Origin of the sequence: Dactylosporangium sp. NPDC051541 (genome assembly GCF_044454505.1) — a bacterium.
GTDB lineage: Bacteria > Actinomycetota > Actinomycetes > Mycobacteriales > Micromonosporaceae > Dactylosporangium.
Genome location: NZ_JBITDU010000041.1, coordinates 1 through 12,872 on the forward strand (window position 1 = coordinate 1; position 12,872 = coordinate 12,872).

Annotated in this window: 15 protein-coding genes; 8 read left to right on the forward strand and 7 right to left on the reverse strand. The window is 72.2% G+C overall.

Features of this window, described 5'->3' with window-relative positions; translation table 11 throughout:
• Positions 1 to 90: 90 nt before the first annotated feature.
• From ACIA8L_RS55975 to ACIA8L_RS55985, 3 genes are all read right to left on the reverse strand, one after another.
• Positions 91 to 1,809, reverse strand: coding sequence for a cellulose binding domain-containing protein (locus ACIA8L_RS55975; protein WP_395918422.1), 1,719 nt, complete (start codon positions 1,807 to 1,809; stop codon positions 91 to 93).
• A gap of 139 nt (positions 1,810 to 1,948) precedes the next feature.
• Positions 1,949 to 3,037 carry a hypothetical protein gene (locus ACIA8L_RS55980; RefSeq protein WP_395918424.1) on the reverse strand — a complete coding sequence of 363 codons (1,089 nt, stop codon included), beginning with the start codon at positions 3,035 to 3,037 and terminating at the stop codon, positions 1,949 to 1,951.
• A gap of 13 nt (positions 3,038 to 3,050) precedes the next feature.
• On the reverse strand, positions 3,051 to 3,935 hold the full coding sequence (locus tag ACIA8L_RS55985; protein WP_395918426.1) for a dienelactone hydrolase family protein: 885 nt from the start codon (positions 3,933 to 3,935) through the stop codon (positions 3,051 to 3,053).
• Between the two features lie 22 nt (positions 3,936 to 3,957).
• On the opposite strand from ACIA8L_RS55985, the gene ACIA8L_RS55990 reads away from it, so the two are divergent.
• Positions 3,958 to 4,479, forward strand: a complete 522-nt coding sequence (locus tag ACIA8L_RS55990; protein WP_395918428.1) for a TetR/AcrR family transcriptional regulator — start codon at positions 3,958 to 3,960, stop codon at positions 4,477 to 4,479.
• A gap of 4 nt (positions 4,480 to 4,483) precedes the next feature.
• Positions 4,484 to 4,867 carry a VOC family protein gene (locus tag ACIA8L_RS55995; protein ID WP_395918430.1) on the forward strand — a complete coding sequence of 128 codons (384 nt, stop codon included), beginning with the start codon at positions 4,484 to 4,486 and terminating at the stop codon, positions 4,865 to 4,867.
• On the opposite strand, the gene ACIA8L_RS56000 is transcribed toward ACIA8L_RS55995, so the two are convergent.
• Entirely contained in the window at positions 4,864 to 5,295 is a 432-nt protein-coding gene (locus ACIA8L_RS56000) for a MarR family winged helix-turn-helix transcriptional regulator (protein WP_395918432.1), read from the reverse strand. The genes ACIA8L_RS55995 and ACIA8L_RS56000 overlap by 4 nt on opposite strands.
• A gap of 74 nt (positions 5,296 to 5,369) precedes the next feature.
• Here ACIA8L_RS56000 and ACIA8L_RS56005 point away from each other — a divergent pair, with 74 nt between their 5' ends.
• The gene (locus ACIA8L_RS56005) at positions 5,370 to 6,458 is read left to right on the forward strand and encodes an epoxide hydrolase family protein (protein WP_395918434.1); all 1,089 of its coding nucleotides are present in this window, start codon (positions 5,370 to 5,372) and stop codon (positions 6,456 to 6,458) included.
• 24 nt (positions 6,459 to 6,482) lie between these two features.
• Here ACIA8L_RS56005 and ACIA8L_RS56010 read toward each other — a convergent pair whose 3' ends face one another.
• From ACIA8L_RS56010 to ACIA8L_RS56020, 3 genes are all read right to left on the reverse strand, one after another.
• Complete coding sequence (locus tag ACIA8L_RS56010) at positions 6,483 to 7,388, reverse strand: GNAT family N-acetyltransferase (RefSeq protein ID WP_395918436.1); 906 nt, start codon at positions 7,386 to 7,388, stop codon at positions 6,483 to 6,485.
• Positions 7,389 to 7,452: 64 nt separating this feature from the next.
• Positions 7,453 to 7,845, reverse strand: coding sequence for a hypothetical protein (locus ACIA8L_RS56015; protein ID WP_395918438.1), 393 nt, complete (start codon positions 7,843 to 7,845; stop codon positions 7,453 to 7,455).
• Between the two features lie 87 nt (positions 7,846 to 7,932).
• Positions 7,933 to 8,118, reverse strand: coding sequence for a hypothetical protein (locus ACIA8L_RS56020; RefSeq protein ID WP_395918439.1), 186 nt, complete (start codon positions 8,116 to 8,118; stop codon positions 7,933 to 7,935).
• A gap of 85 nt (positions 8,119 to 8,203) precedes the next feature.
• On the opposite strand from ACIA8L_RS56020, the gene ACIA8L_RS56025 reads away from it, so the two are divergent.
• From ACIA8L_RS56025 to ACIA8L_RS56045, 5 genes are all read left to right on the forward strand, one after another.
• On the forward strand, positions 8,204 to 9,373 hold the full coding sequence (locus ACIA8L_RS56025) for a sensor histidine kinase (RefSeq protein WP_395918441.1): 1,170 nt from the start codon (positions 8,204 to 8,206) through the stop codon (positions 9,371 to 9,373).
• On the forward strand, positions 9,370 to 9,993 hold the full coding sequence (locus ACIA8L_RS56030; RefSeq protein ID WP_395918443.1) for a response regulator: 624 nt from the start codon (positions 9,370 to 9,372) through the stop codon (positions 9,991 to 9,993). The genes ACIA8L_RS56025 and ACIA8L_RS56030 overlap by 4 nt, the downstream gene beginning before the upstream one ends.
• Positions 9,994 to 10,011: 18 nt before the next feature.
• A complete protein-coding gene (locus ACIA8L_RS56035) occupies positions 10,012 to 10,800 on the forward strand; it encodes an MEDS domain-containing protein (protein WP_395918445.1) in 789 nt (262 codons plus the stop codon).
• Entirely contained in the window at positions 10,797 to 11,744 is a 948-nt protein-coding gene (locus ACIA8L_RS56040; protein ID WP_395918447.1) for an anti-sigma factor RsbA family regulatory protein, read from the forward strand. Before ACIA8L_RS56035 ends, ACIA8L_RS56040 begins: the two co-directional genes overlap by 4 nt.
• 196 nt (positions 11,745 to 11,940) lie before the next feature.
• The coding region (locus ACIA8L_RS56045; RefSeq protein ID WP_395918448.1) for an IS701 family transposase at positions 11,941 to 12,872 on the forward strand (932 nt) is incomplete at its 3' end.

A 12,872-nucleotide genomic window follows, 5' to 3' on the forward strand; every position in this document is an offset into this window, starting at 1 on the left:
GATGGCGTAGACGCAGGCAAGCACAGGCCCGAGCCGCTCATTACCGCAAACGACTCGAACCGCCGTAGGACACGACCCGCCGTTGCAGTACTAGGAGCAGGTCAGGCTCGGCGAGGAGGCCGAGCCCACGGCCGTGAAGCCGAAGGTGGTCGACGCTCCGGCGGCCAGAGCGCCGTTATAGGTCTCGTTGTTTACTGCGGCAGTGGTACCGCTGGTGCTCAGACGGCCGTTCCAGACCTGACTGATGCTCTGGCCGCCGGCGAGCGTCCATTGCACCGTCCAGCCGGTGATGGCCGCACTCCCGGCCTTCACCGTGACCTCGCCCTGGAAGCCCCCGGCCCACGAGTTCGTGGTCTTGTAGGTGGCCGAGCAACCAGCGCTCGTCCCGGGAGTCGGGGTGGTGGTGGTCGGGGTGGTGGTGGTCGGGGTGGTGGAGGTGGCCACGCCACCGTTCGCCGCGTGGTCCAGGTACTCCTCGAGGTTCTTGTACCCGTCGCCGTCCGCGTCCCCGTTGTGGTCGTCCGCGTTGGGGTTGAGCCCGTTGGCGCTCTCCCACGCGTTGGGCATGCCGTCGCGGTCGGTGTCCCACCCGCTCGGCGCGCTCACCGCCGACGCGTTCCAGAGGTTGTTCCACTCGGTACTGTTCGGGTAGTTGATCAGCGTGCCGGTCGTCGTGCGGGTCTCGCTGACCACCCGCGTGTCGACGGCGTCGCGGGCCCACCAGAACGCGCCGGCCTGGTTCAGCACCTTGCCCGACGCGCTGGTCGCCGACTCGTATGTCATGTTCGGCACGTTGAAGCGCGCCGACTGGTGCGTCGGCACCGACGTGTACTCGGTCCAGCCCGCCGCCTTGCCGTTGGTCAGGTTCGCGTCGTCGTCGTAGTCGGCCAGGTTCCCGGACTGGTAGATCGCGGTCCCGGTGGCGCCGGTGTACACCTCGGCGTTGCTGGAGTTGTGCCGCAGGTACGTGTTCCCGACGAAGTTCCCGTTGGCGTTCTGATTGTCGCCGCTGTACCCCTTGCCCTCGAAGATGATGTTGTTGGACCAGTCGACGTTGTTGACCGCGCCGGTCTCGTTCCCGAGCCGCGGCAGCCGGCTGAGGTTGTGGGCGAACAGATTGTGGTGATACGCGATGTTCGACCCGGTCACATCGCTGCCGACGAGTGCGCCGTAGCTGTGCCCCTTGTAGTTGAGCCCGTCGGAGACGATCGAGTACTGCACCGTGACCTGCCCGGCGCCGTCACTGGAGCTGATCCCCTCGTCGTCGGCCCAGGAGACCGAGGCGTGGTCGACGATCACGTTGTCCCCGGTGATCCAGATCCCGTCGTTCGTCGCCGTGCCGGCGTTGGCCTGGTCCTGCCCGGGCCGAAACTTCACGTGCCGGATGACGACGTTCTTCCCGGTCACCTTGGTCGCCTGCCCCATGATCGTGATCCCGGGCTTCGGCGCGGTCTGCCCCGCGATCGTCAGGTTGCTCGAGTTGATCGTCAACCACCCCTGCCGCCCGGCCGGGCTCAGCTTGATGGTCCCGGCGACATCGAACACGATCGTGCGCCCACCGCTCGGCACGTTGTTGATCCCGTACCGCAGCGACCCGGCCTGCGGGCTACTGGCGTTGTCGGTCAGGTTGGTGACGTGGTAGACGTCGCCGCCCCTCCCGCCGGTCGCATACATGGCCGGCCCGGCCGCACCCGGAAACGCGGCAACGGTGGCGGCGCCGGCGGGAGTACCGACTCCGACCAGAACCGCGGCGACAAGCGCACCGGCGGTGGCGAGAACAAGAGCGACTTTTCGTGGTACCCGTGACATGGCGGCCTCTCTGACGGTGTGGGTCGTCAGAGAGGCAGATGCCGCCCGCCCGCGCCAATTACGCCTTTTCCCGATTTCCACCCGTTGCCCGAGCTGGCGCCGGAAACTTCCAACCTCGGCCGCACCGCCCGCGGCTCGACTACCGAGCGCGACGCCGCCGCAGCCGGTCCAGGATCGCCACGACAAACCAGTTGATGAACGGGACCACGGCGGTTGCGGCCAGCTGCTGGGCGACCGCGGCCACATTGATCGTCGAAATTGAGCTCTTGATGGCGAAGTCGGCCGCGATACCGCAGGTGAACAGCAGCGTCATGAACAGGTTGGCGAGGATGAAGTCGAATCCGATGGGCTCATTGGCCGCTAACGGCAGGGCTAGGAACACGTTGAGCATCAGGAACAACGTGCCGAAGATGGCCACCGGCGTCAGGGTGGTCCAGTTGAGCGTCGTGGCCTGGGCTCCATGTGGGGCGGAGCGCTCGAACAGGATGTAGATGAGGCCGGCCGCCATGCCCATCAGGGCGATGCCCGCACTCGCGCCCAGCCATCGCCGCATACGGAGGCGTCGCTGGTAGTCGGCCGACGCCCATCCGACGCCGGCCTCAGGCGTGCGGGCGCGCGATTGGACCCGGCCACGTTCGTCGTCGCGCCTCGAGCGGCGGCCGGTCTCCGGCTGCGCCGTCGCGAGGTGCCGGCGCAATGCGTCCAGCTCGGCCCGGGTTCGCGCCAGTTCGTGGCGCATCGATTCGACCTCGCGCTCGGAAGCGGACTGTCGCGGGTGGGCGGTCAGGCCGGTCAGATACTCCACCCGATCCGCTGCCTGCCGGATCCGGGCTGGACTCGGCGTCTGGTCGGCCGGTTGCTGCTCGGTCTCCCGCCGGCGGACGAGTTCGAGTCCGATGGACAGCAGAAACAGAATCGCGAGTGCAAGCCACGCGAAAAGCTTCTGGTTCAACGACTTCGGCTCGATGTTGCTGACGGCGATGTTGCCCAGCAACGCGACACCGAGCGTGACCACGAGGGCCAGGACGGTCAACACGCGCGGCTGTCGCAACCGGATCTCCATGTCGGGGCGTCGATCGTGGACATCAAGACTGTAACCGCACTGGCCAAGGCCCGAAACCGGTCCATCAGCCGGCCGCGCACGGTGCCCGGCACCCCGGCCCGGGTCGGCGCAGCGACCCGGCCGGCTCGGCCGCCGCGGTGCGCGCTGACGAGCCGCGAAAGCCATGCCGGCAGCTGGCTCACCGGGCCAGAGCGGCCTCGAGGAAGTCGTAGGCCAGCTCGCGCTCCGGGCGGCGGAAGTCGTGGCCGCCCGGGACCCGGTGGACGCGGACGTGGTCGGCCCGGCGGGCGCGGAGGTTGGCCTCGATGTCCCGGGCGCCGCGGCTCCAGCGGTCGTCGTCGGCGGCGATCAGCAGGAAGCCGCACTGCGAGGCCAGGGCGAGCACGTCCTCGACGTCGTACGACGCGGCGAAGCCCGGGATGACGAACTCGGCCTGGAGGCCGGTGTCGTGGGAGTAGGAGTCGCGGTAGGGGATGCAGCCGCAGTTGGAGACGCTCGCGCGGATTCGGGGGTCCCAGGCCGGGGCCCACATGGCGGTGCGGCCGCCGTAGGAGTGGCCGATGAAGCCGATGCGCCCCGGGTCGGCCTCCGGCAGGCTCGCGGCGTAGTCGAGGGCCAGGGAGATCTCCTGGAGGCAGTCGGCCAGGAGGGTGCGGCCGTGTACCAGGCGGTTGGAGAGCTCGAACCAGGTGATGTTCTGGTCGCCGGACCAGTTGCGGTCCTCGAAGCCGATGGCGTCCGGTGCGATGGTGATGCAGCCGCGCTGGGTCAGTTCGGCCGCGTAGGCCTGGTCGGGATGGCCGCGCAGGCCGCAGACCTCGCTCTTGCCGAGGGCGAACTCGCCGTTGTGCTGGTGGTGGCAGTACACCACCGGAGCGGGTCCGGTCAGGTCGGCCGGGACGCAGACGAACGCCGAGGCGCGGCCGGACGCAACGGCGTAGGAGACGCGGCGGCGGACGTAGCCGGCGCAGGTGACCTCGTCGTGGACTTCGGCGGCCGGCGGGCCGGGGGCGGTGACCGGGCCGAGCAGGGCGGCGAGCGCGTCACGCGTCAGTACAGACACCTGGCAGTGTACCGTCGGCAGGATGCGGGCCGACGCGCGGCGCAACTACGACCTGCTGCTGGCGGCGGCGACCGAGGTGTTCGCGGAGCACGGGGCGCAGGCGCCGCTGGACGAGGTCGCGCGGCGGGCCGGGGTCGGCAACGCCACCATGTACCGGCATTTTCCGACGCGGCAGGAGCTGCTGCTCGCCGTCTACGCCGACGAGGTGCGCGGGCTCCTGGCGGACGGTGCCCGGTGGCTCGCGAGCGGCGAGCCGGCCGGGGACGCGCTGTTCGGGTGGCTGGAGGCGTTCGTCGCGCACGCGGGGTCCAAGCGGTTCCTGGCCGCGGCCGTCACGGGGCCGGACTCGCTGTTTGACCGGTGGCACCGGGACATGCGCGACACCGCGGCCGCCCTGCTGCGCCGGGCCCAGGATGCCGGTGCGGTCAAACCCGGGACGGACGCCTGGGACCTGCTGGTGCTCGCCAACGGCATCGCCCTGGCCGCCACCGACGGTGAGCAGGTCCGGCGGCTGCTGGCGATGGTCCGCGACGGGGTAGCTTGAGCCGATGGCGACCTTCTGGACCCTCGGCTGTGACGCCGCCGACCCGCAGCGGCTGGCCGCGTTCTGGGCCCTGGCCCTCGGCTACGAGCGGGAAGCGGGCTTCGACGAGCCCGACAACGCGTCCATTGTGGACCCGGACGGGCGCGGGCCGGCGATCGGGTTCCTGCGCGTGCCCGAGGCCAAGACCGCGAAGAACCGCATGCACATCGATGTCCGCGTGGCCGGGCCGGGGCCGTGGGACATGGCGGCCCGGGCCGAGCTGATCCGGCGCAAGGTGCCCGAGCTCGTCGCGGCCGGGGCGACGGAGGTGCGCGAGGAGTGGTACGGCGACGTCCTCGGCCACGTGGTGATGCGGGACCCGGAGGGCAACGAGTTCTGCGTCGCTTAGAACGTGCCGCTGTGGTACTCCACCAGGCGGGACAGCAACCCGGCGAGCTGCTCCCGTTCGGCCGGTGACAGCGGGGCCAGCAGCGCTTCCTGCGTCGCGGCCAGCTGCCGTTCGAGGCGCCGCAGCTGCGCGGAGCCGGCCGGCGTCAGCGTGATGATGTTGCGGCGGCGGTCGGCCGGGTCCGGGGCCCGCTCGACCAGGCCCTGCTCGGCCAGTTCGTTGATCGCGGCGACCATGTCGCTGAGGTGGATGCCGCTGCCGCGGCCCAGATCGGCCTGGCTGGCCGGACCCGCCTCGTCCAGGGTGGCCAGCAGCCGGTAGTGGTAGCCGCGCGCCCCCGCGGCCGCGAACCCGTCGCCGACCAGCCGGTGCGCGTGCCCGGCGGTCTGCGTGATCAGCCAGCTGGGCAGGTCCTCCCACGTGCTCATGTGACAAGCCTAACGAATCGTTGGAAGCCCTAACGATTGCCGTATCGTTTACTTCACAAACGTTAGGAGCCCAAATGATTTCGCGGTACCGTCTGGAAGTCCCGCAAGCCGCCCTCGACGACCTCAACGAGCGCCTCGCCCGGACCCGCTGGCCCGATGAGCTCCCCGACGCCGGCTGGGACTACGGCTTCCCCCTCGCCCGCCTGCGCGAGCTGGCCGAGCACTGGCGCACCGGCTACGACTGGCGCGCACACGAGGCCGAGCTCAACGAACTCCCGCACTTCACCACCGAGATCGACGGCCAGAACATCCACTTCGTCCACGTCCGCTCAGCCGACCCCGACGCGCTCCCGCTGATCCTCACCCACGGCTGGCCGGGCTCGTTCCTGGAGTTCGTGGACCTCATCGAGCCGCTGTCGGCCCACTTCCACCTGGTCATCCCGTCCATCCCGGGCTTCACGCTGTCCGGGCCGACCCGCGAGCGGGGCTGGGACATCGTCCGCGTCGCCAGGGCCTGGGCCGAGCTGATGGACCGCCTCGGCTACGAGCGCTACGGCGCGCACGGCGGCGACTTCGGCGCCGGAATCTCGCTCGCCCTGGGCGCTGTGGCTTCGTCGCGCGTCGTGGCAGTACACGTGAATTATCTGCCGACCAGGCCCGATCCCGACGCCGCTGTGGAGCTGTCCGCGTCGGACGAGGCCCGGCTGGTCAAGATCCGGCAGCTGATGGCGAACCGGCCGCCCTACCAGGCCCTGCAGGCCCTCACCCCGCAGACCATCGGCTACGCCCTGACCGACTCGCCGATCGCCCAGCTGGTCTGGATCGCCGAGCGCTTCGCCCAGTGGACCGACCCGCGCACACCGGTCAGCGACGAGCGGATGCTGACCGGCATCTCCCTCTACTGGCTGACCGCGACCGCCGCCTCATCGGCCCGCCTCGCCCGCGAGACCCCGCGGCGCCTCGAACCGTGCCCGGTCCCGGTCGGGGTGGCCGTCCTCCCGCACGACATCACGCAGTCGGTCCGGCCCCTCGCCGAGCGCCTGTACGACATCAGGCACTGGACCGAGTTCGACCGCGGCGGCCACTTCGCGGCGATGGAAGTGCCGGACCTGCTCGCCGCTGACGTTCGAGACTTCTTCATGGGTACTGTCACCACGCCGTAACAGCACGGATGGCGACCCCGGCCGCTACCGGTGCGGCCGGAAGTGCCCTTCGCGGCCGTCGGACTCGTAGCCGGCGCGCCGCAGCAGGCGTACGGCGGCGGTGTTCTCGGTGTTCACGGCCAGCTGCCACGGGTCGGTGCGGCCCGGGTCGGCCGGCACCCGGCTGATCGCCTCGGTGACCATGGCCAGCCCCAGCCCGCGCCCCCGCCAGTCCGGGACGGTGCCGAAGTGGAACGGCCCGTCGTCGTCGCACACGACCAGGCCCACGGCCCAGCCTTCGGCGTCCCGGGCCAGCAGCGACCACTCCTGGACCCGCCCCTGGGTCTCGACGACACCGCGCCAGGCCATCCGGGTCTGGCCGGGCGTCTCCAGGTAGGCGAACGGATTGTCGGGCCGGTCCGCGAACGCCTCCGCGTAGACGTCATAGCCGTCGTCGGCGTCCCACTCGGCGAACGTGATCCCGGCCGGCACCGGCGCCACCTCGACGGCCCGCCCCACCGGCCGGGAGAGCCGCTCCATGGCCGCCACGAGCCGCAGCCCCCGGCTCTCGAACAGCAGCTGCGCCCCCGCCGTCAGCACGCCCGTCTCGACGTCCGCGTGCGCACCCCCGCCCCGGGCCAGCCCCCAGTCGAGGATCGCGCCCCCGAGCCCCCGCCCCCGCCAGGCCGGATGCACATACCCCTCGACCGTGGGCCGCTGCAGCCAGGAGCGCACGGTGACCGCCGCGACGAGCTGCCCGCCGGCGAACCCCCCGACACCGACGCACCGGTCCATGCCGACCCACCCCCCGGTCGGCTCGGCCCGCCGCGCCCCGTCCGCAACCGCGCACACCTCGGACAGGTCGACGACCGCATCCCGCTCGGCCGCGCCGAGCTCCCGCCACTCGACCCCGTCCACGCCCCGCGGCGGCCGCCGCCTGCCCCACCACATGCCCACATGCTCGACCCCGCCCCACGCACCCGGCGACTGTTCCGTCGGGATGGCAACAGCTCGGTCAGTCCCCGCCCGCGCGCGCCGCCCACGCCCGGTACGCCCGGCGCCGCCGCACCTGGAACGGCACCGCCCAGACCCCGAACGCCACCGCCCCCAGCGCCGCCGCCCACCACGGCAGCCCGGGAACGAGCACCAGCAGGAAGAACATCAACGGCACGACGATCGACGCGTCGGCCACGAGATGCGCACCCGCCCACCGCCGCATCCGCCCCGGCGCCACCGCCCCGAGGCCGAGCAGCAGCCCGTAAAAGGCGAAGGCCAGCACCCCCAGCGTCGGCCCCCGCCACCGGGCCGGCATCACCCCGAGCAACCCGGCGAACATCAGCCCGCCGACGAGCCGCACGAACACCCGAGCCGGACCGCCCGGCCAGCCAAACCGTCCCCGACGATCCATGCCGTGAGCGTGGTGCACGCCGGTCCACTGCACAACCGCGAGTGCCCGCTGCCGCCCGGCGAACGTCGGGCGGCCCGGCTGGGCGGGTCAGGAGCGGTTGGCGGCGCCGCGGAGCAGGAGGGCGCGGACCGTCCACAGGACGCCCAGCACGATCCCGCCGATGAGGGCGAACGTGCCCACGGCGTCGTCGGTGGTCAGGGCGACGATCGCCACCGCGGCGCCGTAGCAGACGGACAGGATCAGCATGATGGTTCCCGTGAGGCGTGGCGTCATGGAGTCAGCGTCGCCAGGGGCGGCGGAGGGGCGCATCCAACGACCGTTGGATGCGCGGGGCGCTCGCATCCGCGATGCTGTCGGGATGAGCGCGTCCGCCGATCCGGGGCAGCACGAGTGGTTTCGGCTCGCGGTCGGGTGGCACATCGCGTTCGCCGCGCTCGCGCTGGTCACCGCGGGGCTGGTGGCTGTCGACCCGGAGGTCGGGGGCGGGGCGAAGGTGCTGGGCATCGCGCTCGTCGGGGTCCTCGCCGGGTGGTATCCGCTGGCCGGGGCGCGGCTGCTCAAGGCGCCCCGCAGCCGCAGCGGCTGGTGGTACATCGTGGTCGCCGTCGTGCTCACCGCGGGCGTCGTGGCCGTGGCGCCGGCCGGGACGGTGCTGCTGTTCGTGCTCTTCCCGCACGTCTGGGCGATGCTGCCGGTGCGGCAGGCGGTGCTCGGGTCGGCGCTCGCCGTCGTCGCGGTCGCGACGGTGTTCGCGATGCGGTTCCAGGATCCGGTGTCGGTGCTCGTCCCGGCCGGGCTGGCCCTGGTGTCGGCGGTCGGGGTGGGGCTGTGGATCAGCCGGATCATCGACCAGAGCGTGCAGCGGGCCCGGCTCGTCGCCGAGCTCGACGCGACCCGGGCCGAGCTGGCCACGGTCAGCCGCGAGGCCGGGGCCTTGGCCGAGCGGGAGCGAATCGCCCGCGACATCCACGACACGGTCGCGCAGGGATTCACCAGCGTGCTGCTGCTCCTGGACGCGCTCGAGGCCGAGTTCAAGAACGAGGACATCGCGCGGGGGTACCTCCGACGCGCGCGCGAAACCGCGAGGGAGAACCTGGCCGAGGCCCGGTCGCTGATCGCCGCGGCGACCCCGCCGGCGCTGCGGACGGCATCGCTGCCCGCGGCGCTGCGGCAGGTCGTGGACCGGATCGGGCCCGATCTTCCGGGCGGGGCGACGCTGACCGTCGAGGGTGAGCCGCGGCCGCTGCCGGCTGAGCTCGAGGTCGTCGCGCTGCGGGCCGGGCAGGAGGCCCTCGCCAACGTCCGCCGGCATGCGCGGGCGTCGCGGGTCGACGTTCTGCTGCGGTACCAGAGCGATGTCCTGGCCCTTCGCATCCGCGACGACGGCCGCGGCTTCGACGCCGATCGGCGGCCGGCCGGGTTCGGGCTGGCGGGGCTGCGGGAGCGGGTCGCGGCCGCGGGGGGCTCGGTGGCGGTGCGGGCCGCGCCGGGGGCGGGCGTCACGGTCGACGTGGAGCTGCCGGCGTGAGCGTCCGGTTGCTGGTCGTCGACGATCACCCCATCGTGCGGGAGGGCCTACGGGCCGTGCTCGACCGGGAGCCGGACCTGGTCGTGGAGGCCGACTGCGGCAGCGGGCGCGAGGCGGTGCAGCTGGCGGCGGCGCTGCGGCCCGACGTCGTGCTCATGGATCTGCGCCTGCCCGACCTCGACGGGATCGAGGCGATCGAGCGGATCACGGCCGCCGGTTCGGCCCGGGTGCTGGTGCTGACCAGCTACGACACCGACGGCGACGTGGTGCGGGCGGTGGCCGCGGGCGCGGTCGGATACCTCCTGAAGGGCTGCACCCGCGAGGAGCTCACCGCGGCCGTGCGCACCGCCGCGAACGGTGGCACCGCGATCGCCGCCCCGGCCGCCGGCCGCCTCGCCCGGCACCGGCGCGGTGACGTGGCGCAGCTGACCAACCGCGAGATGGACGTGCTGCGGTGCCTCGCCCGCGGCCTGTCCAACCCGGAGACCGGCCGCGAACTGTACGTGAGCGAGGCGACGGTGAAGACCCACGTCATGCGGATCTTCGACAAGCTCGGCGTCAAGGACCGCACGGCCGCGGTGACGACGGCGATCGCCCGGGGGCTGCTACCCGGTCTGTGACGGCGCTACCCTTCGATGGTGAGCACTCCGGTGGCCGACCAGCACGTCTGCTGGGCCTATGACGATCCGGAGCAGCGCCACGCCTACGCACAGTCATATCTGCGCGCGGGCCTGGCCGCCGACGAGCTGGTCTGGTATCTCGGCGCCGGCGGGCCGGCGGCGGTCGGCGGCCCCCTGCCGGACGGTGTCGCGTTCGTGGCGGTCGAGTCCATGTACTGCGCCGGCACCCCGGTCGACCCGCAGGCCCAGGTCGTCGCCTACGCCGACGCGACCGACGCGGCCCTCGCCGCCGGCTACACCGGGCTGCGCGTCTTCGCCGACTGCACCGAGCTCGTCCGCACCCCGGCCCAGCTGGAGGCGTTCGCCCAGTACGAGGCCCTGGTCGACCGGTTCATCGCCGTGCGGCCCATGCGGGCGGTGTGCGCGCTGGACCGCCGCGCGGTCGGCGACGCGGCCGTGGGCGAGCTGGCCTGCCTGCACCCGGAGACCAACGCCCGGGAGGCGCTGTTCTCGCTGCGCGGTGACCCCGGTCACGCCGGCACGGCCGTGCTGCGCGGTGAGTTGGACGCCACAGCTGAGCTGGTGTTTCCCGGGGCTCTGCGGCGGGTACAGCCGAGTCCTGACAATGGACAAGTCGTGTTCGACGCCAAAGACCTCCGCTTCCTCGACCACCGGGCCCTGCTGCACCTGCAGCGCTACGCCGAGCAGCGGGACACCGTCGTGATGCTGCGCAACCCGCCGGCCACCGCGGGGCACCTGGCCGAGCTGCTGCGGCTGACGCGGATCCGGATCGAGGCGGCGCGATGAGGACGGGGGCCGGGGCCGGGCACACCGGCTACCTGCACGAGGCGATCTGCTACGACTCCGACGAGCACCTGCTGGACGTGGTCGTCCCGTTCCTGCTCGGCGGGGTCGCGGCCGGTGAGCCGACGATGGTCTCGTTCGGCGAGCGCAACGCCGCACTGGTCCGGGCCGCGCTCCCGGCCGGCTGCCCGGTCACGTTCCTGAGCGGCGGCGACGTCTACGCCCGCCCGGCCGGGGCGATCCGCTCCTACCGCACCCTGCTGGCCGACCACGTCGCCGCGGGCGCCGGTCAGATCCGGATCGTCGGCGAGCTGGGCCGCCCCCAGTTCGGCCCCACCTGGGACTGGTGGGCCCGCTACGAGTCGGCCATCAACCACGCCTACGACGAGTATCCGCTGTGGAGCATGTGCGCCTACGACACCCGGGCCACCCCCACCCACGTGCTCGCCGACGTGCTGCGCACCCACCCGAAGACCGCCGGGCCGTTCGACTGGCACACGGCGAACGCGGAGTACACCGACCCGGAGACGTTCCTGCTGGAGAACCGGCCGGAGATCGCCGACCCGCGGCAGCGCACCGACCCGGTCGCCGACACCCTCGACCAGCAGCCCGAAGAGTCCCGCCGGGTGGTGCGGCTGGCCGGCGACGGCCTGGTCGGCGCGGCCAAGCTCGACGACCTGACCCTGGCCGTGAGCGAGATCGTCGCCAACGCCCACCGCTACGGGCGCCCACCGGTGCGCATGCGCGTCTGGACCAGCCCCGGGCGGATCGTCGTCACCGTCGCCGACGCCGGGCCGGGCCCGAAGGACCCGTTCGCCGGCCTGCTGCCCGCCACCAGCGAGACCTCGGCCGGGTTCGGCCTGTGGATCGCCCACCAGATCTGCGACCACGTGAGCATGCAGCGCGGCCCGGACGGCTTCACCATCCGCCTGACCGTCGAGGCCTAGCGTCGCCGCCCTGGAAGCCGGCGTCGCGACCTGGATCGAGGCCCGCAACGCCGGCCCGAAACCGTTCGTCTGGACCAAGCCGGCGGACCAACGACTCAGGACACTAGTAGTGCTTTGTTAGGTTCGGTGTGTCGTGGGGTTGCCGGGTCGGTGCGGGTAGTTTCATGTCTTGGTGACCCCTGAGGAGCTTTCGGTTGTGCGGCAGCGTCTTGAGGCGTTCGCTGCGGAGATGTTCGTGCCGATGGCCCGGTCGGATCAGCGGGCGAAGGGTGTGACGTATCTGCGTGGGCTGTTGCTGGACGGCCGGCGTAAGTCGATGCAGCCGATGGCGGCCCGGCTCGGGGTTGATCATCAGGGGTTGCAGCAGTTCGTGACCACGTCGACGTGGGACACAGCCGCGGTGCGGGCGCGGCTGGCCGTTCGGGCGGTCGAGGTGGTCGGGCCGATCGCGTGGGCGATCGACGACACCGGGTTCCCGAAGGACGGCACCGGCTCGCCCGGGGTGGCTCGGCAGTATTCCGGCACCCTCGGGAAGGTCGGCAACTGCCAGATCGGGGTGAGTGTCCACGCGGTCACCGACACAGCGTCGTGTCCCCTGGACTGGCGGCTGTTCCTGCCGGAGTCGTGGGACCCGGTCAAGGCCGGCCCAGCGGCGGTGCAGGCAGCCAAGGCCAAGCAGCGCAGGACGTTGAAGAACGCCCCGCGGGCCGCCGCGCCGGCCGCGCCCGCCGCGGTTGTGGTCGACGTCGAGGCGGTGACCGAAGCGGCCCGGCAACGGCGCCGCAGGTCCGCGGTGCCGGACGGCGAGGGTCACCGTCCGAAGTGGACCCTCGCGGTCGAGATGCTCGACGGGCTCGCCGCACACGGACTCCGGCCACCGCTGATCGTCGCGGACTCCGGCTACGGCGACAGCGGCCCGTTCCGGACCGCCCTCGACGAACGTGGCATCGCCTACAGCGTCCAGGTCAAAGCCGAGACCCTCGCCCACCCCGCCGGCGCGACACCCGCGGCGCGCACCTGGTCCGGGCAGGGTCGCCCACCGGCACGCCACGACTACCCGCACGACGCGATCAGCATCGCCCAGCACATCCAGGACACCGGCCGGGCCGCTGCGGTCACCGTCACCTG